Genomic DNA, 21,692 nt, shown 5'->3' with positions numbered 1-21,692 from the left:
GATGGAACGAACCCGAAGAGGCATCATCGCCGCGGTGGCCGGCGCCGCCCTCGTCGCCACGATGACGACGACGCCGGCCGCGGCCCAGCGGAGCGCCGCGACCGTCGACACGGCCCCCGTGGCCGCGGCCGTCAAGGACGCGGCGGTGACGGACACGGCGTCCGTCGTGCCCGCCGCCACGGCCGCCGCGGCCGAGCCCACCGTGCTCGTGTTCCACGGCGCGGCGGCCGACCAGGCCGACCCGGTCGCCGTCGCGACCCGGACCATCCGGGAGCTCGGCGCCGAGAACGGCTTCACGGTGCACACGGCCAGCGACCCGAAGGTGTTCACGGCCAAGAACCTCGCGGAGTACCGCGGGGTCGTGTTCCTGTCCGCCGAGGGCGTCGAGCTCAGCACGGCGCAGGAGGACGCGCTCAAGGCCTACGTACAGGGCGGCGGCGGGTTCCTCGGCGTCCGTGACGCGGCGCGGGCCCAGGCCCGCTCGCAGTGGTTCACGGGCCTGATCGGCACGCGGCCCGCCGGCAACCTGCCGGACCCGCTGCCGGTGGCGAGCGCCACCGCGAGCGCCGAGAACCCGCCGAACGAGGTGGCCGCGAACCTGATCGACGGCGACTCCCGGACCAAGTGGCTGGCGTTCGAGCCGACGGCGTGGATCGAGCTCGAGCTGGAGGAGCCGCTCGCGGCCGCCCGGTACGCGCTCACCTCGGCCAACGACTCCGAGGGCCGCGACCCGCAGGACTGGACGCTGCAGGGCTCCACCGACGGTGAGACCTGGACCGACCTGGACACGCGGGAGGGCGAGGACTTCCCGGACCGGTTCGTCACGAACGACTACGACCTCGACAACGACGTGGCCTACCAGCACTACCGGCTGGACATCACGGCGAACGCCGGCGACGACCTCACCCAGCTCGCCGAGATCCAGCTCTTCGACACCTCGGGCGAGGAGGAGCCGGACCCCGAGGTGCCGGTGCAGGAGGCGACGGTGAACGTCGTCGACCGCGCGCACCCCGCCAACGACGGGCTGCCCCTGAACTGGACCCGTGAGGACCGGTGGCTGAACTGGTCGCCGAACCCGATCGGCGAGGTGCACACGGTGGCGCAGGTGCAGGAGTGGGACTACGACCCGGGCGAGGCCGCGAACGGCGCCTTCCACCCGATCTCGTGGTGCCGCGACTACGACGGCGGCCGCTCGTTCTACACCGGCATGGGCGGCACCGCGGAGAGCTACGCGGAGGAGGGCTTCCGTGACCACCTGCTCGGCGGCCTGCTCTGGGCGGCGGGCATGGTGCGCGGCGACTGCCAGGCGACCATCGCGGCGAACTACGAGGCCGAGCGCCTGACCGCGCAGAACACCGCGGGCACGCTCGACCAGATCGGCGAGCCGCACGGGCTCACGGTCGCACCCGACGGCGGCGTCTTCTACGTCGGCAAGGGCGCGTGCCCGTCCGGCCCGATCGTCTCGTGGGACGACCCGAACGTGGGGCTGGGCTGCGGCACGATCCACCGCTGGGACCCCGAGGCGGGCGAGACCAAGCTGCTGACCACCCTCGACGTGATGGGCAACCGCGGCAGCGGCAGCGAGCTGGTCAAGAACGAGGAGGGTCTGCTCGGCATCACGCTGGACCCCGACTTCGAGGACAACCACTGGATCTACGCCTACTGGATGCCGCACGAGTCGATCGACGTCGAGCGGCGCGTGGGCCAGCGCACGGTCTCGCGCTTCACCTATGACGCCGCGGCCGACACGATCGACCAGTCCACCCGCAAGGACCTGCTGCACTGGGAGACGCAGATCCACAGCTGCTGCCACGCGGGCGGCGGCATGGACTTCGACAACGACGGCAACCTGTACATCGGGTCCGGCGACAGCAACTCCTCGGGCGGGTCGAACGGCTACTCCGGCAACAACTGGACGCAGGAGTTCGCGGGCCTCTCGTTCCAGGACGCCCGCCGCACGGCCGGCAACACGAACGACCTGAACGGCAAGATCCTGCGGATCCACCCCGAGGACGACGGCACGTTCACGATCCCCGAGGGCAACCTGTTCCCCGAGGCGGACGACCCGGGTGACAAGACGCGCCCGGAGATCTACGTGATGGGCGTGCGGAACATCTCGCGCCTGGCCTACGACAAGAAGAACGACTGGCTGACGGCGGCGTGGGTGGGACCGGACGCGGGCGCACCGGACCCGGAGCTCGGGCCGGCCAAGTACGAGACCGCGACCATCATCACCTCGGCGGGCAACCAGGGCTGGCCGTACTGCATGGGCAACCGGCAGCCCTACCGCGACCGCAGCAACGAGGACGCGACGGTGCTGGCCGGCTGGTACGACTGCGACAACCCGAAGAACACCTCGCCGCGCAACACCGGCCTGGTGGACCTGCCGCCGGTGCGCGACAACATGATCTGGTACTCGCCGAGCGGCGGCGGCCCGGTCTTCCCGGAGGGTGAGAACGGCATCCCGTCGTACGTCGACGAGGAGGCCACCTACACCCTGCCGTACCTGCGCGGTGGCGGTCAGGCCGTGATGGACGGTCCCACGTACCACCGGTCCGAGGTGGACACCGGCAGCGGCGTCGCCTGGCCCGCGTACTGGGACAACAAGTGGTTCATCGGCGACCAGTCGAACGCGAGCAACCGGATCGCCGTCACGGTGAACCCGGACACGGTGGAGGAGGCCGGTCCCCCGGTCTTCGCCGAGGACCTGCGCAAGATCATCCAGGGCGGCGCGGGCAACGAGCAGGTGCAGAGCTGGATGGACGCCAAGTTCGGTCCGGACGGCGCCCTGTACCTGCTGGACTACGCGGGCGGCTTCTTCTCGCTGCACCCGAACCAGAAGCTCGTCCGGATCAGCTACAAGGGTGGCCCGGCGACGCCGGTGCCGGCCGCGTCCGGCGCGAGCGTGCAGAGCTCCCCGCTGACCGTCGCCTTCACCGGTGACCGCTCGGGCGGCGTCTCGTACGCCTGGAACTTCGGGGACGGGAGCACCTCGACCGAGGCCAACCCGCGGCACACCTACGCCCGCGTGGGCAGCTACGACGCCACGCTGACGGTGACCTACGCCGACGGCGAGACGTCCACGGTCGAGGTCGCGGCCGAGACCACCTGCACCATCCCGGACGACCGGGGCACCGTGTGGTTCGGCGACGACAACACGGGTGTCACCAACGACGACCTGGGCGGCTGCACGATCAACGACATCGTCGAGGACGAGCGGGAGTGGGACACGAACGGCCGGTTCGTCAACCACGTCACGGCCGTGGCGGACCAGCTCCGGGCCGACAAGGTGATCACCGTCACCGAGCGCAAGAAGCTGATCAAGGTGGCGCAGTCGTCCGACATCGGCACCGAGGGCAGCACCGGGTACCGGTGGTGGTTCGACGGCACGGCCCAGACGCTGGCCGACTGGCGGCAGGCACCGGGCGGCGCCTTCGACCTGAAGGAGGACGGGTCCATCCTGGCCACCGGCGGGCTCGGCATGCTCTGGTACCCGAAGGAGGAGCTGGGCGACTTCTCGCTGAAGCTGGAGTTCAAGGACTCCGCCCCGGAGGGACGGTTCGCCAACAGCGGCGTCTTCACGCGGTTCCCCGACCCGCGGGTGGCGCGCGACGACCGGCCCGAGTGCGGGCAGGGCACCGACGCCGAGGCCTGGGTGGCGATCTACTGCGGCCACGAGATCCAGCTCTACGACGGGCCCACGGGCGAGGTCCAGAAGACGGGTTCGGTGTACAACTTCGACCCCAACACCCTGGAGCAGGCCCGGCCCACCCCGAAGGGCGAGTGGAACACCTACGAGATCCAGGTGGTCGGCCAGCAGTACACGATCATCCGCAACGGCGAGGTGATCAACGAGTTCGAGAACTCGCCCGGCAAGGAGTCCTCGCGCGCCGGTGACCCGCCGACCGACCTGCGGCAGTTCCTGAGCGGCTTCATCGGTCTGCAGAACCACAGCGACGCGGACGCCATGGAGTTCCGCAACATCCGGGTGCGTGACCTGTGACCGGGCCCGCGGAGACGAGAGGTACACCCATGCGACACAGACTGTCCCGCCTGCTGGCGGTGGCGGCGGTCGGCGCCCTCGTGGCGCTGCCGCTGGCACCCGCCACCGCCGTCGAGACCACCACCATCAAGCCCGTCGCCGACGTCACGCCCGACCGGGCCGCCACCCAGGCGGCCCAGTCCGACCAGGCAGCCCAGGCCGGCGAGGCCGAGGCCCAGGCCGACCAGGTGCTGACCTTCACCGCGAGCGCGAGCGTCTCGGCGTACGCGTCCGCACCCACGACGGCGGCGGCCGGGCCGACCACCATCGTGTTCGAGAACAGCACGGCGACCGGTAACAACATCGGGATGTCCCACACCCTGACGTTCGACACCGGCACCCCGGGCTACAACCAGGACGTCACCCTGGACATCCTGGCCAACCCCCTGGACGCCAACGGCGGCCGCTACGAGGCCGAGGTCAACCTGACCCCGGGCACGTACCGGTACTTCTGCGCCATCCCGGGGCACGGCACCATGGTGGGCGAGCTCGTGGTCACCGAGGGCGGCGGTGGTGACGACACCACCGCCCCCACGGTGACGGCGGACGTCGCCGGGGACCAGAACGACGAGGGCGCCTACATCGGCTCGGCGAGCGTGAGCCTCGCGGCCGACGACGGCGACGGCTCGGGCGTCGAGTCCGTCGAGTACGACCTGGACGGGGCCGGGTACACCCCGTACACCGCGCCCGTCGTCCTCGACGAGCCCGGCACGTACATGCTGGAGTACCGGGCCACCGACGTGGCGGGCAACGTCTCCGAGCCGGAGATGCTGCACGTCACGGTCGTCGCCCCGGACGGCGAGGACGCGACGCCGCCGGTGGTCACCGCCGAGGTGACCGGCGACCTCGACGCCGACGGCGCCTACGTCGGGTCCGGGACCCTGAACCTCACGGCCAGGGACCCCGGTTCGGGTGTGGCGGGCATCGAGTACGACCTCGACGGCGCCGGCTGGGCGGCGTACACCACGCCCGTCGTCGTCGACACCCCGGGCAAGCACACCGTGGCCTACCGGGCCACGGACCGGGCCGGCAACGTCTCGGAGCCGGGTTCGGCCACGTTCACCGTGGTCGAGGCACCCCCGGTGGACGAGACCGCGCCGACCGTCACGGCCCAGGTCACCGGCGAGCAGGACGAGGACGGCGCCTACGTCGCCTCGGCGACCGTGCAGATCCTGGCCGAGGACGCCGGGTCGGGCGTCGAGACCGTCGAGTACAACCTGGACGGCGACGGCTGGACGGCCTACACGGACCCCGTGATCGTGGACGTCACCGGCGCCCACGAGGTGTCCTACCGGGCCACCGACGCGGCGGGCAACACGTCCGGGCCCGGGAGCGTGGAGCTGGTCGTGGTGGACGGGCAGGACCCGCCGGACACCACGCAGCCGATCGCCTCGGCCCAGGTGGACGGCGACCAGGACGACGAGGGTGCCTACCTCGGGTCCGCCACGGTCACCATCACCGCCCGGGACGACGAGTCGGGGGTGGCGTTCATCGAGTACGCGCTCGACGACACCGCGTTCCGGGAGTACACCGGCGCCGTGGAGGTCACGGAGCCCGGGTCGCACGCGTTCGCGTACCGGGCCACCGACAACGCGGGCAACGTGACCCGGACCGGCACCCTGCGGTTCGACGTCGCCCGCGGTGCGATCGACGCCTGCCCCGTCTCCGACGAACGCCCCACGGTGATCCTCGGGAACAAGGACAGCAAGGTGACCAACTACGACACCGGCAACGGGTGCACGGTCGCCGACCTGCTCGACGCGGACGGCGGGTGGGTCAGCCACAGCGCGTTCGTGAGCCACGTGCAGCAGGTCGCCGACCAGCTCGACGACGCCGACGTGCTCACGGCGCAGGAGGTCACGAAGCTGGTCCGGGCCGCCCGCCAGTCCGACGTCGGGCGGTAGGCACCGGCACGGCCGCACACGCACCACCATGAGACGGAGCGGACCGTCTGCCCCCTGGGCAGGCGGTCCGCTCCGTCGTCGGGGCACACTGGCCGGATGGCGTCCACGGCCGGTTGGGCAGTTGTCGGTGTGCCGTCCAGCGCCGCGGCGCACTCCCGCGGGCTGGAGAAGGCACCGGCAGCCCTGCGCATGGCCGGGCTGCTCGACGCACTACGAGCGGCCGGCGTCGACGTCCGGGACGACGGCGACCTGCCGACCGCGACCTGGCGCGCACACCGCAGTCCGGGCGAGCCCAACGACGTCGGCCGCGTGATCGACGGCCTGCGCGGCGTGCGGCGGAGCGTCGACGCGGTCCTGGCCCGGGGCGAGCGGGCCCTGGTGCTCGGCGGGGAGTGCACGGTCGCCCTCGGGGTGGTCGACGCCGTCGCCGAGCGGCACCCGGACGTGGCCCTCGTGTACGTCGACGGCGGCCAGGACCTCCAGCTCCCGCCGGACCACCCCGACGAGCCGATCCTCGACTCGATGGGCGTCGCCCACCTCCTCGACCTGCCCGGCACCTGGGGGCCGCTCGCCGCGGTCGGCCACCGGCGCCCCCTGCTGACGGCCGACCGGCTCGTCTACCTCGGGTACAGCGACGACGAGGAGGACGTCCACGGGCTCGTCCCCGCGGTGCGGATCCCCGCCGCGCAGGTGCTCGCCGACCCGGAGGACGCCGCACGGCGCGCCCTGGCCGCCGTGGGCGGCACCCCGTTCGTGCTGCACCTCGACGTCGACGTGCTGGACTTCCTGACCCTCCCGGTGGCCGACGTCCCGACGTACGGCCGCGGCCTGGTCCCCGCGACGCTGGACCGCGTGCTGCGCGCGCTCGCCGCCGACCCCGGCCTGCGGGCCATGACCTGCGTGGAGGTCAACCCCGACCACGCGGACGAGGCGGGCCTGCGCGGCGTCGTCCGGCTGCTGGCGGGAGCGCTCGCCGCGGGGTAGACGACGGCGCCCCGCCCCTCCGCGAGGAGGGACGGGGCGCCGTGGTTCGGCTCAGGAGGCTCTGCCTTCTGTCGCCTGAGCCTGCGGTTCCGCTCCGGGCGGGTGCCTCGTTCCTCGGCCCCACCCTGCGCTGCACCTCCGGCTCAGGCTCCGTTCGTCTACCGCCTGAGCCTGCGGTTCCGCTCCGGGCGGGTGCCTCGTTCCTCGGCCCCCACCCTGCGCTGCACCTCCGGCTCAGGCGACGAGCGAGCGGAGCACGTACTGCAGGATGCCGCCGTTGCGGTAGTAGTCCGCCTCACCCGGGGTGTCGATGCGGACCACGGCGTCGAACTCGACCCGCGAGCCGTCGCCCTTGGTCGCGGTGACCTTGACCGTCTCGGGCGTGACGCCCTCGTTCAGCACGGTCACGCCGGTGACGTCGAAGGTCTCCGTGCCGTCCAGGCCCAGCGAGTCGGCGTTCTGGCCGGCCGGGAACTGCAGCGGCAGCACGCCCATGCCGATGAGGTTGGAGCGGTGGATCCGCTCGAAGCTCTCGGTGATGACGGCCTTGACGCCCAGCAGCGCGGTGCCCTTGGCGGCCCAGTCGCGCGACGAGCCGGAGCCGTACTCCTTGCCGCCGAGCACCACGAGCGGGGTGCCGGCCGCGGCGTAGTCCTGCGCGGCGTCGTAGATCGTGTCCTGGGCGTTCTTCACGAAGTTGAAGGTGAAGCCACCCTCGACGTCGTTCAGGAGCTGGTTGCGCAGGCGGATGTTCGCGAACGTGCCGCGGATCATGACCTCGTGGTTACCGCGGCGCGACCCGTAGGAGTTGAAGTCGCGACGGCCCACGCCGTGCTCGGCGAGGTACGTGCCCGCCGGGCTGTCCGGCTTGATCGAGCCGGCCGGGCTGATGTGGTCGGTCGTGACCGAGTCGCCGAGCTTGGCCAGCACGCGGGCGCCGGCGAAGTCGGTGACGGGCTCCGGCGTCATGCCCATGCCCTCGAAGTACGGGGGCTTGCGCACGTAGGTGGACTCGCTGTCCCAGGCGAACGTGTCGCCCTCGGGCGTCTCCAGCGCGGCCCAGCGCTCGTCGCCCTTGAAGACGTCGGCGTAGTCCGACTCGAACATCTTGCGGTCGATCGAGGACGCGATCGTCTTCTCGACCTCGTCCGGCGAGGGCCAGATGTCGCGGAGGAACACGGGGTTGCCGGCCTCGTCGCGGCCCAGCGGGTCGTGCTCGAAGTCGAACTCCATGGTGCCGGCCAGGGCGTACGCGATGACCAGCGGCGGGGACGCCAGGTAGTTCATCTTGACGTCCGGGTTGATGCGGCCCTCGAAGTTACGGTTGCCCGACAGCACCGAGACGACCGACAGGTCGTGCTCGTTGACGGCCTCCGAGACCTTCTCGTCCAGCGGCCCGGAGTTGCCGATGCAGGTGGCGCAGCCGTAGCCGACCAGGTGGAAGCCCAGCTTCTCGAGGTACGGCCAGAGGCCGGCCTTCTCGTAGTAGTTGGTCACGACCTGCGAGCCCGGCGCCATGGAGGTCTTGACCCACGGCTTGGAGACGAGGCCCTTCTCGACGGCGTTCTTGGCGAGCAGGGCCGCCGCGATCATGACCGACGGGTTCGACGTGTTGGTGCACGACGTGATCGAGGCGATCGCGACCGCGCCGTGGAACAGCTCGAACTCCTTGCCGTCGCTGTTCGTGACGTGCACGTGCTTGCGGCCGTTCGCGGCCGGCGCCGGGGAGTCCGACGCGGGGAACGACTCGCGGCCGACCTCGTCGGCGCCCGCACCCACCTCGGGCGCGTAGTTGGGCAGGTCGTGCAGGAACGCCGACTTCGCGTTCGTCAGCTCGATGCGGTCCTGGGGGCGCTTCGGCCCGGCGATCGAGGGCACGACCGTCGACAGGTCGAGCTCCAGGTACTCGGAGAAGACCGGCTCGACCGAGTCGGCGTCGAGCCACAGGCCCTGCTCCTTGGCGTACGCCTCGACCAGGGCGAGCTGCTCCTCGGAGCGGCCCGTCAGGCGCAGGTAGTCGACCGTGACCGAGTCGATCGGGAAGATCGCGGCCGTCGAGCCGAACTCCGGCGACATGTTGCCGATGGTGGCGCGGTTCGCGAGCGGCACCTGGGCCACGCCCTCGCCGTAGAACTCGACGAACTTGCCGACCACACCGTGCTGGCGCAGCATCTGCGTGATCGTGAGCACCACGTCGGTGGCCGTCACGGCCGCCGGGATCGAGCCGCTCAGCTTGAAGCCGACCACGCGCGGGATGAGCATCGAGACGGGCTGGCCGAGCATCGCGGCCTCGGCCTCGATGCCGCCGACGCCCCAGCCCAGCACGCCCAGGCCGTTGACCATGGTGGTGTGCGAGTCGGTGCCGACGCAGGTGTCGGGGTAGGCGCGCAGCGCGCCGCCCACCTCACGCGTCATGACCGTGCGGGCCAGGTACTCGATGTTGACCTGGTGCACGATGCCGGTGCCCGGCGGGACGACCTTGAAGTCGTCGAACGCCGTCTGGCCCCAGCGCAGGAACTGGTAGCGCTCGTGGTTGCGCTGGTACTCGAACTCGACGTTGCGCTGGAACGCGTCGGCGCGGCCGGCGACGTCGATCTGCACCGAGTGGTCGATGACCATCTCGGCGGGGGCCAGCGGGTTGACCTTCGTGGCGTCGCCGCCGAGCGCGGCGACGGCCTCACGCATCGTGGCGAGGTCCACGACGCAGGGCACGCCGGTGAAGTCCTGCATGATCACGCGCGCCGGCGTGAACTGGATCTCGGTGTCGGGCTGCGCGTCCGGGTCCCAGGACGCGAGGGCACGCACGTGGTCGGCGGTGATGTTCGCGCCGTCCTCGGTGCGCAGGAGGTTCTCGGCGAGGATCTTCAGCGAGTACGGGAGGCGCTCCACGCCCTCGACCGCGCTGAGCCGGAAGATCTCGTAGGACTTGCCGGAGACCTCCAGCGTTCCCTTTGATCCGAACGTGTCCACGGTGCTCACTCGGGCTCCTTCTGCGGGGCTGACGGTGCGTCGGCTCTCACAGGCGCGGTCATCGCGCGAAGGAGCCGCCGCATGGGTTCCAGGGGGCTTCACCCAGCCTAGGCCGGGCTGCTGGAGCCAGCATATCGCATTTATCTTGACGTCAAGATATCTGCCGGCCGGGCGCCCGTCTCCTCCTGCTCGGCCGCCGGCGCCTGGAGCGTCCGCACCACCCGACGGGCGATCGCGGCGTTGCCCGCGTCGGTCGTGTGGATCCCGTCCTCGTGCACCAGGCGGCCCTGGACGATGTTGGGGTCCAGCAGCGACACGTACGTGGCCTCCGCGTCGGCCGCCGCGGCCCGCACGGCGCTGTCCAGGGCGCGCGCCTCCAGGCCGACCGCCCACGGGGTGGAGGGCCCGACCGACACCATCTCGGCGTCGGGGAACCGCTGCACGGCCAGGGCGTACGTGTCCGCCACCGCCTCGAAGACCGGCCCGGGCTCGGCCCGCAGGTCCTTGAAGTCGTTCTGCCCGCCGGCGATCACCACGATGTCCACGCTGCCCGGGGGCACCGACCGGAGCTGGGCGGGATAGTTGAGCTTGTTCAGCTCCGCGTTCCCCTTGACGAACCCGGTGCCGCCGTCGGCCACGTTGAGCTCACGCCAGCCCATCTGCTCGGACACGAGCGTGCTCCACCGCAGCTCGGGCGACGTCGCGCCCTGTCCCACCGTGTAGGAGTCGCCGACGAAGAGGGCCACCGGCTCCTTCTCGGCCACCGGGGACGGCGAGGGCGACGGCGACGGGGACTCCGCCCAGACCGACGGCGCACCCCGCGGCGCGGGCACCGAGGCCCCGCCCGTACCGCCGACGGCGATGCCGCCGGCCCCCAGGACCATGCCCACCAGGACGGCGACAGCAAAGGCCGCCACCACCGACACCGCGATCCCGCCGCTCACCAGCCACCGCTTCACGGTGCGCATCCTATGCGCACTGACCTGGGGCTTCGTCCATCGTCCGGTCAGCCCTGCCGGTCCAGCACCGCCACGGCCTCGACATGGTGCGTGTGCGGGAACAGGTCGAACGCGCGCACGCCCGTCAGCGCGTACCCGTGCGCCGCGAGGTAGCCGACGTCGCGCGCGAGCGCCGCCGGGTCGCACGCCACGTAGACGACGCGGCGCGGCTCGCGGGCCGCGATCGCGTCCACCACGGCGCGCCCGGCACCCGAGCGGGGCGGGTCCAGCACCACGACGTCCGCGGCGGGCACGTCGGCCTCGCCCGGCCCGCCCGCGAGCACCCGGTCCACGGAGCCCACGCGCAGGTCCACCTGCTCGTGGGCGTGCGCGTTGCGGCGGGCGTCCTTCACGGCGCGCGCGTCGCCCTCGACGGCGACCACGCGCCCGTCGGGCCCGACGGCGTCCGCCAGCGGCAGCGTGAACAGGCCGGCGCCGGAGTACAGGTCCAGCACGGTCGCCCCGGCCAGCTCCCCCGTGCTCGCGCCGGCGGCGTCCAGCACGGCGCCCGTGAGCACGGCCGGCGCCTCGCGGTGCACCTGCCAGAACCCGTCGGCGGCCACGCGGTAGCGGTGCGTGCCCCACGGGCCGGTCACGACCTCGCTCACGGCGCGACGGGCGTTGGGCCGGGAGTCCGGCCGGCCGCGGCGCCACGGCTCGCCGTCGACCAGGAGTGCCGGGTCGCCCTCGGACGGCGCGACGAGCTCCAGCCGCGCGCCCGGCGTCCAGGCGCGGGTGAACACGTCCTCGGCGACGGCGAACGCCGCCAGCTCGGCGGAGGCCAGCGGCATCTTCTTCAGCGCCACCACGTCGTGCGAGCGGTGCTTGCGCATGCCGGCGTGGCCGTCGGCGTCGGCCACCAGGTCGATCCGGGTGCGGTAGTGCAGGCCGCGGCGCTCGTCGTCGCCGGGCACCGCCTCGACGGTGACGTGCTCGGCGAGCCAGTCGGCGTCGATGCGCGCCAGGCGCTGCAGCTGCTCGGTGAGCACGGCGGTCTTCCAGCGTCGCTGCGCGGGCAGGGCGACGTGCGACAGCTCGCCGCCGCCCACGCCGTCGGCCCCGGCCGCGGGCCACAGGGGCTCGACGCGGTCGGGGGACGCCTCGAGCACCTCGACGGCGTCGGCGCGCCAGAAGCTCGGGCCGCCCTCGGTGACGCGGGCGCGGACCCGCTCCCCCGGCAGGGTGTGGCGCACGAACACGACGCGGCCGTCCAGGCGGGCCACGCAGTGGCCGCCGTGCGCGACCGGGCCGACCTCCAGCTCGAACTCCTGGCCCACCTCCGGCCCCGGGGCGGCGTCGCTCACGCGCCGCGCGCGGCCCGGCCGCGGGGAACGCTGGGGGCGACGGCGCGGGCGGCCGCCCTGCTCGGGGTCTGCGGGCGCGGTGCGACGGTCGGGGTTGCGGGGCATGTGCTCAAGTATCGCCCACGGCCCGCCCGGACCCGGCCCGTCACCGGCCCGGCTGCGTCACATCCTGCGGCCGCGCAGGAAGGTGTCGCCCTCCAGGCCGGTCTGCCCGTGCGTCGAGGCGAGCTGCCACGGCACCGACGCCACGACGACGCCGGGGGTGAACAGCAGGCTGCCCTTGAGCCGCAGCGCCGACTGGTTGTGCAGGAGCTGCTCCCACCAGTGCCCGACCACGTACTCCGGGATGTAGACGATCACCAGGTCGCGCGGCGACTCGCGGTGCACGGACCGCACGTACTTGACCACCGGACGGGTGATCTCGCGGAACGGCGAGTCCAGGATGCGCAGCGGCACGGGCAGGTCGAGGGCCTCCCACTCGGCGGTGAGCCGTTCCACGTCCTCGCGGTCCACGCCCACGCTGACCGCCTCCAGCACGTTGGGGCGCGCGGCCCGCGCGTAGGCCAGGGCCCGCATGGTCGGCTTGTGCACCTTGGAGACCAGCACGACGGCGTGCACGCGGCTCGGCAGCGCCCGCGCGGCGGAGACGTCGTCCAGCGCCAGCTCGTCGCGCACGCGGTCGTAGTGCTTGCGGATGGCCCGCATGAGCACGAACAGCACGCCCATCGCCAGCAGGGTGATCCAGGCGCCGTGCGTGAACTTGGTGAGCAGCACGATGATCAGCACGATGCCGGTCAGCCCGAACCCGACGCCGTTGACCAGGCGCGAGCGCTTCATCCGGCTGCGCGCCGCGGGGTCGGGCTCGGTGCGCAGCCCGCGCGTCCAGTGCCGCAGCATGCCGAGCTGGGACAGCGTGAAGGAGACGAACACGCCCACGATGTAGAGCTGGATCAGGCGGGTGACCTCGGCGTCGAACACGACGATGAGCACGATCGCCGCGACGGCGAGGGTGACGATGCCGTTGGAGAACGCGAGCCGGTCGCCGCGGGTGTGGAGCTGGCGCGGCAGGTAGCCGTCGCGGCCCAGGATCGAGCCGAGCACGGGGAACCCGTTGAACGCCGTGTTCGCGGCGAGCACCAGGATGAGGCCCGTGACGGCGGAGACCGCGTAGAAGGCCGGCGGGAAGCCCGAGAAGACGGCCTCGGCGAGCTGGCCGATGACCGGGATCTGCACGTAGTGGTCGGAGACCGGCTCGCCGTTCAGCGTGAGCTGGCTGTGCGGGTCCTCCGCGAACTGGACGCCGGTGGCCTGGGCCAGCAGGAGGATCGACATGATCATCGTCGCCGAGATCGTGCCGAGCAGCAGCAGCGTGGTCGCGGCGTTGCGCGACTTGGGCTTGCGGAACGCCGGCACGCCGTTGCTGATGGCCTCGACGCCGGTCAGGGCGGCACAGCCGGACGCGAACGCCCGGGCCAGCAGGAACGCGCCCGCGATGCCCACCAGGCCCTGGTCGAACGCGGCCTCGGCGGACAGCTCGAACTCCGCGCTCTGGGCCTTGGGCAGCGTGCCCGAGAAGAACCGGAACGCGCCCGTGACGATGAGGGCCCCGATGATCGCCATGTAGCAGTAGGTCGGGATGGCGAACGCCGTGCCCGACTCCTTGACCCCGCGCAGGTTGACCAGGGTGAGCAGCGCCACCGCGATGACGGCGGCGAGCGCCTCGTGGCCGCGCAGCCCGGGGATGGCCGCGGAGGCGTACTGGGCCGCCGACGAGATCGACACGGCCACGGTGAGCACGTAGTCGACGAGCAGCGCGGAGGCGACGCCGATGCCCGCCGAGGGGCCGAGGTTGGTCGTGGCGACCTCGTAGTCGCCGCCGCCCGACGGGTAGGCGTGCACGTTCTGGCGGTAGGACGCCACCACGATGAGCAGCACCACGACCACCACGAGACCGACCCATGGCGAGAACGCCAGGGCCGCGATGCCCGCCAGTGACAGGGTCAGCAGGATCTCGTCCGGGGCGTACGCCACCGAGGAGAGGGCGTCCGAGGCGAACACCGGCAGTGCGATGCGTTTGGGCAGCAGCGTGTGCCCCAGGCTCTCGCTGCGCATGGGGCGGCCGACCAGGAGTCGCTTGGCCGCATCGACGATGTCCGACACGTTGGAAGACTCTATGCCCGTCGATGGCCTCCAGCGCACCCGGGGCACTCGCGGCGCGGTAGCGTTCCGTCCGTGCACTTCGTCATCATGGGCTGCGGCCGCGTCGGCTCCAGCCTCGCCCAGGAGATCGAGGGCCGCGGACACTCCGTGGCCGTCATCGACCAGAACCCGGACGCGTTCCGGCGTCTGCCTGCGGACTTCTCCGGCAAGAAGGTGACCGGGGTGGGCTTCGACCGCGACACCCTCGTGCAGGCGGGGATCGAGGACACGTACGCGTTCGCCGCGGTGTCCGACGGCGACAACTCCAACATCCTGTCCGCGCGCGTGGTCCGGGAGACGTACGGGGTCGACAACGTCGTGGCCCGGATCTACGACCCGCACCGCGCCGAGATCTACCAGCGGCTCGGCATCCCGACCGTCGCCACCGTGCGCTGGACGGCGGACCAGGTGCTGCGCCGGATGCTGCCGCTCGGCTTCACCGACGAGTACCGCGACCCGTCCGGCACGGTGCGGCTCGCGCAGATCGACTACCACCGGCGGTGGGTCGGCCGGCCCGTGCTCAACGTCGAGGCCGCCACGGGGGCGCGGGTCGCCTTCGTGACCCGCTACTCGTCGGCCATCCTGCCCACCCCCGACATCGTGCTCCAGGAGAACGACGTGCTCCACCTCCTCATGGCGGCCGACCGGTCCGCCGAGATCGAGCGGATCCTCACCGCCGCGCCGACCGCCGAGGAGGACTGATGCGCGTCGTCATCGCCGGGGCCGGCTCCGTGGGCCGCTCGATCGCCCGGGAGCTGCTGAGCCACGAGCACGAGGTCACCCTCATCGACAAGAACCCGGCGGCCATGCGGGTCTCGCAGGTCCCCGAGGCGGAGTGGGTGCTCGCGGACGCGTGCGAGCTGCCCGCGCTGGAGGCGTCCGAACTGGAGCAGGCCGACGTCGTCGTGGGCGCCACCGGCGACGACAAGGTGAACCTGGTCTTCTCCCTGCTGGGCAAGACGGAGTTCGGGGTGCCGCGCACGGTCGCGCGCGTGAACAACCCGAAGAACGAGTGGATGTTCGACCAGTCCTGGGGCGTCGACGTGGCGGTCTCGACGCCGCGCATCATGACGGCGATGGTCGAGGAGGCCGTGGCCGTCGGTGACCTGGTGAAGATCTTCAGCTTCAGCCACTCGCGCGCCGACATCCTGGAGCTGACGCTGCCCGCCGACTCCCGGGTCGCCGGGACGCGCGTGGGCCAGGTGGTGTGGCCGGCGGACGTCACGCTCTCGACGATCGTGCGCGACGGCCGCCCGCTGGTGCCGAGCCCCGACGACACCCTGGAGGCCGGTGACGAGCTGCTGCTGGTCGCCGGCTCGGACGCCGACACGGACGCGCTGCAGAAGCTGCTGGTCCCGAAGGGGTGACCGGGCGGGGCCCGGCCGGCGGCGTCAGGCAGGGCTGACGTCAGGCAGCGGGCCGCGGCTGGGGACGGCGCACGACGTACCAGGTCAGGTACAGCACCAGTGCCCAGAGCGGCACGCCGAGCAGCAGGTGGAACGTGCCCAGCCAGGCGACGTCGCCCGCGAAGTAGAGCGGCGTCTTGACCGCGAGGCGCAGCGCGAACAGCCCCACCCAGAGCCAGGTGGCGATCGCGTACATGCGCATCTTCGCCGGGTCGTCCCGCCACGCGGTCAGCGCGGCGAACGCCGAGGGCTGGTCGTCGGCGCGGTTGGCCTCGGCCTTCACGGCCTCCGGCGTCAGGCCGGCGCGCAGCGCCTCCACCACGTAGCCGACGGCGGGGCGGCGCGCGAGGATCGTGCCGAGCAGCACCACGAGGTAGCCGGCGTTCAGCAGCAGGCCGCCCGCGTAGTAGTCCTCCGCGTCGCCGGACGTCCAGGCCCAGACCACGCCGACGGCGATGCCGAGCAGGCCGCCCAGCGCCTGGGTGACCGGCGTGCGCTGCACGAGGCGCGCCACGACGAGCACCAGGGCGGCCACCACGGACGCGACCAGCGGGACGGTCAGGTCGTTGGTGATCACGAACGCGACCACGAACACCAGGCCGGGCAGCACCGCCTCGACCAGGCCGCGCACCCCGCCCACGGCCTGCGCGGCCGAGAACTCGTCGCCGGTGAGGGCACGCATGCCGCGCGCGGGGGTCTCTGCGGGCTGTGCCGCGGACTGCGCCACGGGCTGCTCCGGGGGCACGTCAGGACGTGCGGGATCGCTCATGGGGGCTATTGTGCCTCGCCCGGCCGGGGCCTCAGCTCGTACCGCGGGTTGAACATGGTGCGCCGCCCGTCGACGTCGCAGACCATGCCCTCGACCCGGATCCGGCGGCCCGGCTCGATGCCCTCGATCGTGCGGCGGCCGAGCCACACGAGGTCGAGGGCGCCGGAGCCGTCGAACAGCTCCGCCTCCAGGGTCGGCACGCCCTCGCGCGGGCGCAGCACGACCGAGCGGAGTACGCCCGCGACCTTGCCGCGGGAGCGGGTGGGCACGGACGTGACCGCCGCACAACCGATGTTCTTGGACGCGTCGGCGCGCTCCGCGGTGTCGCTGACCTCCTCGTTCGAGGCCAGCGTCGCCGCGATGCGCGAGGCGAGTGCCGAACGGAGACTCATCAGTGGTTCACCTCGTCAGCCGATCTGGGTGATCTCAGGGCCGCGGCGCAACGGGTTGAAGTCCGACATCTGCGGTGCGGCGCCCTGCGGACCGGCCGGCTCCTGCGCCGGCTGTGCACCATCCTTGCGCGCCGACTTCGGCAGCGCCAGGGGCAGCAGGTCGCGCGGTGGGCGCGGGCTCTGGTCCCGCACCACGACGATGTTCGCGAACACGGACTCCAGCGGCTTGGCCGCCTCGGCGTCCAGCGCCGCCCGGCCCGCGAGCACGCCGCGGATGAACCAGCGGGGCCCGTCCACGCCCACGAACCGCGCCGGCCGCTGGCCGGACTGCCCGTCGGGGCCCGTCACGGGCATGCGGACCAGCAGCTCGCGGCCGAACACGCCGGGCACGTCGTCCACGATGCCGCCCTGCCCGCTCACGGACTGCGCGATCTCGTGCCGGATCTCGTCCCAGATGCCCTCGGTGCGCGGCGCGGCGAACGCCTGGATCTGGAGGTTGGACCCCTCCAGCGCGGCCGTCACCCCTGTGACCTTCTGCGTCTTCTTGTCGATCTCCATGCGGAGCTCGAGCCCGGGCATCACGGGCAGCCAGATGGCGCCGAGGTCGACCCGCGGGCCCATCTCGTCCACCTGGGACCGGTCGAAGGGTCCGTGGGGCCGCTTCTGCTGCTCGGCCTCCACCGACGCCCACTCGACCGAGGCGGCCTCATTCGCCGTGCCTCGTCGGCTGAACAGACCCACAGCCACACTCCTTCGTCGTTCGTCCGTTGCTCGCCTCACCCGGGCGCGCGCTTTGCTCCGCCGGGCGGCGTTATCCGCTCGTTACTTACAGCCTAGACCTGTCCGGCGCCCGGCTGGACACGCGTTCAGCGCCCGGCGAAACCGCCGCTGGAGCCGAAGCCGCCGTCACCCCGGTGCGAGCCGGGCAGGGTCTGCGCGGGCAGGAACCGCGCGCGCTCGACCTTCTGGATCACGAGCTGCGCCACACGGTCGCCCCGGACCAGCTTCACGGGCTCGGTCGTGTCGGTGTTGAGCAGCGTGACCTTGATCTCGCCGCGGTAGCCCGCGTCCACGGTGCCCGGCGCGTTCACGATGGTCACGCCGTGCTTCGTCGCGAGGCCCGACCGCGGGTGCACGAACGCCGCGTAGCCGTCCGGCAGCGCGATCGAGATGCCGGTGGGCACCAGCACCCGCCCCTGCGGCGGGATCTCGACGTCGACCGTGGTCACCAGGTCGGCGCCGGCGTCGCCAGGATGCGCGTACGAGGGGACGGGAACGTCGTCCAGGAGGCGGATGAGCACGTCGACCGTGCTGCCGTCGTGAGCTGGCTCAGGGGTGGGCACGCCGGAAGAGTACGCCACCTCGGCCCGCGTCGCCGCAAGAGTGCCGAGGCAGTGTCCAGGACTGGGATGATGTGTCCATGACGGCGACCACCCTCACCTTCCACGAGCGTCTCCTGCCCGGGCCCGGTGGCTGGCTCGGCACGGTCGGTCTGGGCGCCATCGCGGCGATCGCGCTGTGGCCCGTGCACGCGGCCACGGCGGTCGCCGTCGGGCTGCTGGTGTGCGTGGGGTCGGCGGTCGCCCTGGCGGTGACGTCGCCCGTCGTCGAGGTGTCCGACGGCGTCCTGCGCGCCGGGAGCGCCCGGATCCCGGTCGCGCTGCTCGGCACGGCGCAGGCCCTGGACGTGGCCGCCATGCGGCACGAGCTGGGCCCCGGCCTCGACGCGCGCGCCTACGTCTGCCTGCGCGCGTGGGCGCGGACCGGGGTGCGGGTCGCGCTCGACGACCCGGCCGACCCCACCCCCTACTGGCTGGTCTCCACGCGCCGCCCGGAGCTGCTGGTGCAGGCCCTGGCTGACTGAGCCCTCCCAGGCCTCTCCCGGGCCCGGACACGACGAAGGCTGCCATGCTCCGCATGACAGCCCGGTCGTGTCGTCAGTGCCGAAGGCCTGGTGGATCAGGCGGCGCACTCCGTGCAGATCATCTGGCCGGCCTTCTCGTAGGCCAGCTGGCTGCGGTGGTGCACCAGGAAGCAGCTCGAACACGTGAACTCGTCCGCCTGACGCGGCAGCACCCGTACGGCGAGCTCCTCGCCCGACAGGTCGGCGCCCGGGAGCTCGAAGCCCTCGGCCGCTTCTGTCTCGTCCTCGTCCACAACGCCCGAGGACTTGTCGGAACGACGTGCCTGCAGCTCCTGGATCGAGTCCTGCTCGACATCCTCGTCGTTCTTACGCGGGGCGTCGTAGTCAGTTGCCATGTGGTGTTCTCCGTCGGTAGGTGGTCGCGCCGGAAGGGTTCGGGACATCCGGGGTTCGACGCCGCCCCGGCCGGGACACCGCAAGCACCGTCGAACAGCGACCGCAAGCGGGTGTACGCGCAGATAATGCACACGGCCCCGGTTTTGTTCCCGAGTCGGCCCACGGATTGTGCACCATTTCTGTCAGGCGCGCTACATCTACCGGTGTAACCCCCGTCACGTACGCTCTGACCTGCAACAACGGCCCGTTTTCGGCCTTTTGGACCTGGTCAGCAGTGACCAGCCTTGCGGGGGTGTGTCATAAAAAAGATCACCCGAGATCTACGCCGCCGGCCCCGTCCGCGTCGGCCTCCTCCAGGATCCCGGCGAGCTGCGCGACGAGCTCCGCCGGCCCCGCGACCGTCATCGCGTTCCCGGCGGGCCGGCCCCGCAGACCGGTCACCACGGCGCCCGCCTCGGTGGCCACGATCACGCCCGCCGCCATGTCCCACGGGTTCAGGCCGCGCTCGTAGTACAGGTCGAGCGAGCCGTCCGCGAGCAGGCACAGGTCGATCGCGGCGGAGCCGAGCCGGCGGATGTCCCGGATCCGCGGCAGCACCTGCGCCAGCACCTGGGCCTGCTCGGCACGGCGCGCGGCGTCGTACCCGAAGCCCGTGCCCACCAGGGACGTGCTCAGGGACGCCGGCGCGCCCGCGTGGACGGGCACGCCGTCGCGCGTGGCGCCCTCGCCCAGCCCGGCCGACCAGGTCCGCCCGTCGGCGATGCTGTGCACGCACCCGGCCAGCACGGTCCACGACGCCGGCTCGGGCGGCCCCGCCACCACCGCCACCGACACGGCCCAGGACGCCACCCCGTACAGGTAGTTCACCGTGCCGTCGATCGGGTCGAGCACCCAGGTCAGCCCGCTGGTGCCGGGCACGTCGTCGCCCTCCTCGCCCAGGATCGCGTCGTCCGGGCGCTCCGCGGCGATCATCTCGCGCAGCAGCTCCTCCGAGGCGCGGTCCATGACCGTGACCGGGTCCACGTCGCTCGACTTGGTCGCGGCCACCTCGACCCGCTCCGGTCTGCCCTCGCGCACGAGGGTCCCGGCCGCCGTCGCGAGGCGGACGGCGAGGTCGCGGAGGGTGGTGACGGTGACGCCGTCGGGCAGCTCGTGCGGTGCGGGTGAGATCACGCGCCCATCCTGCCCCACCCGCCGGCGGGCTACGATCCGGCGGCACACCGACGCGCCTGCGCCGCGCCGCCCCCGCTCGGTGGCAGGCTCGGCACACAGGACTACCCCGGGAGGACTGGCATGGACGAGCTGGAGCTGGTGAGGCTGCACGAGGACGGTGAACGCCTCGTCCTCGCCGCACGCGACGGCACCCAGAGCACCCTGCCGATCACCGACGCCCTGCGCGCCGCCCTCCGGGGTGACCGGCCGCGCCTGGAGTCGATCCGCGCCCAGGAGGAGTCCACCCTGCGTCCGCGCGAGATCCAGGCGCGCCTGCGCGCGGGCGAGACGTGCGAGGACCTCGCCGAGGCCTCGGGCCTGCCCGTGGAGCACGTGCGGCGCTTCGAGTACCCCGTCATCTCCGAGCGCGAGCACGCGATCTCCCGGGTGCGCGCCAAGGCCGTGCTGAACGACGACGACACCACCACCACGCTCGGCGAGGTCGCCGACGAGCGGCTGCGCTCGCGCGGCGTGCGGCCCGACGACGCGCGGTGGACCGCCACCCGGGAGGGCACCCACCCCTGGATCGTCCAGGTCGAGTTCACCGCGGGCGAGCGGGCGCGGGAGGCCCGCTGGTCCCTCGAGCCGCGCGGCGGCTTCGTCACGGCGCTCGACGACGAGGCCCGCTGGCTCGGCCTCCCGGAGGACGACGGTGGCCCGGCGCTCGCCGGCGTCGCCACGCTGCCGCCGCAGCGGCTCGGCCAGCGCGGCTCCCGGCCGGCACCGCCCGAGCCGGACGACACGGACCTGCTCCTGGACAACCTCTCCGAGAGGCGCGGCCAGCGGCCCTCGCGGCGCTCCGCGCCCGACGTCGGGCCGCCCGACCTGCTGGAGCTCGACCACCTGGACGGGGGACCGGCAGGCCCGGGCCCCGGGTCGGCGGCGAGCCCGGACGAGCCCGACGAGTCCACGCCGGAGCCGGCCGCGGCCGTCGTCGACATCGGCGCGCGGCGGGGCGGGTCGCGGCCGAGGATGCCGTCCGTCAAGGTGCCGGACTCCCCCGCCGACCTGGAGTGGGAGGGGCCGAGCCAGTGGGAGATCCCGGGGCCCGTACCGGCCACGCCCCCGCCGTCGGACCAGGAGGCGAAGCCCGAGGCGGAGCCTGCGCCCGCCCCGGTCCCGGAGCCGGCGAACGTGCCGGACAAGGAGCCGGCGGCCGCCAAGCGGCCCGCGCCCAAGCGCGGCCGCAAGTCGCGCGCGCAGGTGCCGAGCTGGGACGAGATCGTGTTCGGCTCGCGCCCGGAGGTCTAGC

Annotated in this window: 17 protein-coding genes; 7 read left to right on the top strand and 10 right to left on the bottom strand. The window is 72.7% G+C overall.

Going from position 1 to position 21,692, the window contains the following annotated elements:
• The first annotated feature begins 1 nt into the window (after position 1).
• From QRN56_RS12335 to QRN56_RS12325, 3 genes are all read left to right on the top strand, one after another.
• Positions 2 to 4,003, top strand: coding sequence for a ThuA domain-containing protein (locus QRN56_RS12335; RefSeq protein WP_285103601.1), 4,002 nt, complete (start codon positions 2 to 4; stop codon positions 4,001 to 4,003).
• 29 nt (positions 4,004 to 4,032) lie between these two features.
• Positions 4,033 to 5,946: a cupredoxin domain-containing protein gene (locus tag QRN56_RS12330; protein ID WP_285103600.1), complete on the top strand. Its 1,914-nt coding sequence runs from the start codon at positions 4,033 to 4,035 to the stop codon at positions 5,944 to 5,946.
• 96 nt (positions 5,947 to 6,042) lie between these two features.
• Positions 6,043 to 6,930 carry an arginase family protein gene (locus QRN56_RS12325; protein WP_285103598.1) on the top strand — a complete coding sequence of 296 codons (888 nt, stop codon included), beginning with the start codon at positions 6,043 to 6,045 and terminating at the stop codon, positions 6,928 to 6,930.
• A gap of 234 nt (positions 6,931 to 7,164) precedes the next feature.
• Here the strand turns inward: QRN56_RS12325 and acnA are convergent, their stop codons facing one another.
• The 4 genes from acnA to QRN56_RS12305 all read right to left on the bottom strand — a co-directional run bounded on the left by acnA (position 7,165) and on the right by QRN56_RS12305 (position 14,362).
• Positions 7,165 to 9,909 (bottom strand): aconitate hydratase AcnA, encoded by a 2,745-nt coding sequence (acnA, locus tag QRN56_RS12320; RefSeq protein ID WP_285103596.1) that lies wholly within the window; start codon positions 9,907 to 9,909, stop codon positions 7,165 to 7,167.
• Positions 9,910 to 10,040: 131 nt separating this feature from the next.
• Positions 10,041 to 10,859 (bottom strand): SGNH/GDSL hydrolase family protein, encoded by an 819-nt coding sequence (locus QRN56_RS12315; protein ID WP_285103594.1) that lies wholly within the window; start codon positions 10,857 to 10,859, stop codon positions 10,041 to 10,043.
• 47 nt (positions 10,860 to 10,906) lie between these two features.
• The gene (locus tag QRN56_RS12310; protein WP_285103592.1) at positions 10,907 to 12,307 is read right to left on the bottom strand and encodes a class I SAM-dependent RNA methyltransferase; all 1,401 of its coding nucleotides are present in this window, start codon (positions 12,305 to 12,307) and stop codon (positions 10,907 to 10,909) included.
• A gap of 57 nt (positions 12,308 to 12,364) precedes the next feature.
• Positions 12,365 to 14,362 (bottom strand): APC family permease, encoded by a 1,998-nt coding sequence (locus QRN56_RS12305; RefSeq protein ID WP_285103590.1) that lies wholly within the window; start codon positions 14,360 to 14,362, stop codon positions 12,365 to 12,367.
• An 87-nt stretch (positions 14,363 to 14,449) separates the two neighbouring features.
• On the opposite strand from QRN56_RS12305, the gene QRN56_RS12300 reads away from it, so the two are divergent.
• Positions 14,450 to 15,103 carry a potassium channel family protein gene (locus QRN56_RS12300; RefSeq protein WP_285103745.1) on the top strand — a complete coding sequence of 218 codons (654 nt, stop codon included), beginning with the start codon at positions 14,450 to 14,452 and terminating at the stop codon, positions 15,101 to 15,103.
• Entirely contained in the window at positions 15,103 to 15,768 is a 666-nt protein-coding gene (locus QRN56_RS12295; protein WP_285103589.1) for a potassium channel family protein, read from the top strand. The genes QRN56_RS12300 and QRN56_RS12295 overlap by 1 nt, the downstream gene beginning before the upstream one ends.
• Positions 15,769 to 15,808: 40 nt before the next feature.
• On the opposite strand, the gene QRN56_RS12290 is transcribed toward QRN56_RS12295, so the two are convergent.
• The 4 genes from QRN56_RS12290 to dut all read right to left on the bottom strand — a co-directional run bounded on the left by QRN56_RS12290 (position 15,809) and on the right by dut (position 18,311).
• Positions 15,809 to 16,489, bottom strand: coding sequence for a DUF3159 domain-containing protein (locus tag QRN56_RS12290; RefSeq protein WP_502928793.1), 681 nt, complete (start codon positions 16,487 to 16,489; stop codon positions 15,809 to 15,811).
• Between the two features lie 92 nt (positions 16,490 to 16,581).
• Entirely contained in the window at positions 16,582 to 16,968 is a 387-nt protein-coding gene (locus QRN56_RS12285; RefSeq protein ID WP_285103587.1) for an OB-fold nucleic acid binding domain-containing protein, read from the bottom strand.
• A 15-nt stretch (positions 16,969 to 16,983) separates the two neighbouring features.
• Positions 16,984 to 17,709, bottom strand: coding sequence for a DUF3710 domain-containing protein (locus QRN56_RS12280; protein ID WP_285103586.1), 726 nt, complete (start codon positions 17,707 to 17,709; stop codon positions 16,984 to 16,986).
• Between the two features lie 125 nt (positions 17,710 to 17,834).
• Entirely contained in the window at positions 17,835 to 18,311 is a 477-nt protein-coding gene (dut, locus tag QRN56_RS12275) for a dUTP diphosphatase (RefSeq protein WP_285103584.1), read from the bottom strand.
• A gap of 77 nt (positions 18,312 to 18,388) precedes the next feature.
• Between dut and QRN56_RS12270 the strand changes: the two genes are divergently transcribed.
• The gene (locus tag QRN56_RS12270) at positions 18,389 to 18,832 is read left to right on the top strand and encodes a DUF3093 domain-containing protein (protein WP_285103582.1); all 444 of its coding nucleotides are present in this window, start codon (positions 18,389 to 18,391) and stop codon (positions 18,830 to 18,832) included.
• 95 nt (positions 18,833 to 18,927) lie between these two features.
• Here the strand turns inward: QRN56_RS12270 and QRN56_RS12265 are convergent, their stop codons facing one another.
• Together QRN56_RS12265 and QRN56_RS12260 are read right to left on the bottom strand one after the other, a co-directional pair.
• A complete protein-coding gene (locus QRN56_RS12265) occupies positions 18,928 to 19,227 on the bottom strand; it encodes a DUF4193 domain-containing protein (RefSeq protein ID WP_020014531.1) in 300 nt (99 codons plus the stop codon).
• Positions 19,228 to 19,537: 310 nt separating this feature from the next.
• Positions 19,538 to 20,401, bottom strand: coding sequence for an inositol monophosphatase family protein (locus QRN56_RS12260; protein WP_285103580.1), 864 nt, complete (start codon positions 20,399 to 20,401; stop codon positions 19,538 to 19,540).
• Between the two features lie 120 nt (positions 20,402 to 20,521).
• Here QRN56_RS12260 and sepH point away from each other — a divergent pair, with 120 nt between their 5' ends.
• Positions 20,522 to 21,691, top strand: a complete 1,170-nt coding sequence (gene sepH / locus QRN56_RS12255; protein ID WP_285103578.1) for a septation protein SepH — start codon at positions 20,522 to 20,524, stop codon at positions 21,689 to 21,691.
• The last annotated feature ends 1 nt before the right edge of the window (position 21,692 follow it).

The sequence above is a fragment of the Promicromonospora sp. MEB111 genome (assembly GCF_030209445.1).
Classification (GTDB): domain Bacteria; phylum Actinomycetota; class Actinomycetes; order Actinomycetales; family Cellulomonadaceae; genus Promicromonospora.
The sequence above is the reverse complement of the archived record's forward strand: the minus strand, read 5'-3'. Positions and strand labels throughout refer to the sequence as shown.

Coding starts and splice junctions, on each gene's coding strand:
- QRN56_RS12300 (WP_285103745.1), top strand. CDS start 14,450: ATGGGCTGCGGCCGCGTCGGCTCCAGCCTCGCCCAGGAGATCGAGGGC.
- QRN56_RS12335 (WP_285103601.1), top strand. CDS start 2: ATGGAACGAACCCGAAGAGGCATCATCGCCGCGGTGGCCGGCGCCGCC.
- QRN56_RS12270 (WP_285103582.1), top strand. CDS start 18,389: ATGACGGCGACCACCCTCACCTTCCACGAGCGTCTCCTGCCCGGGCCC.
- sepH (WP_285103578.1), top strand. CDS start 20,522: ATGGACGAGCTGGAGCTGGTGAGGCTGCACGAGGACGGTGAACGCCTC.
- QRN56_RS12285 (WP_285103587.1), bottom strand. CDS start 16,968: ATGAGTCTCCGTTCGGCACTCGCCTCGCGCATCGCGGCGACGCTGGCC.
- QRN56_RS12290 (WP_502928793.1), bottom strand. CDS start 16,489: ATGCGTGCCCTCACCGGCGACGAGTTCTCGGCCGCGCAGGCCGTGGGC.
- QRN56_RS12330 (WP_285103600.1), top strand. CDS start 4,033: ATGCGACACAGACTGTCCCGCCTGCTGGCGGTGGCGGCGGTCGGCGCC.
- QRN56_RS12310 (WP_285103592.1), bottom strand. CDS start 12,307: ATGCCCCGCAACCCCGACCGTCGCACCGCGCCCGCAGACCCCGAGCAG.
- QRN56_RS12265 (WP_020014531.1), bottom strand. CDS start 19,227: ATGGCAACTGACTACGACGCCCCGCGTAAGAACGACGAGGATGTCGAG.
- QRN56_RS12325 (WP_285103598.1), top strand. CDS start 6,043: ATGGCGTCCACGGCCGGTTGGGCAGTTGTCGGTGTGCCGTCCAGCGCC.
- QRN56_RS12295 (WP_285103589.1), top strand. CDS start 15,103: ATGCGCGTCGTCATCGCCGGGGCCGGCTCCGTGGGCCGCTCGATCGCC.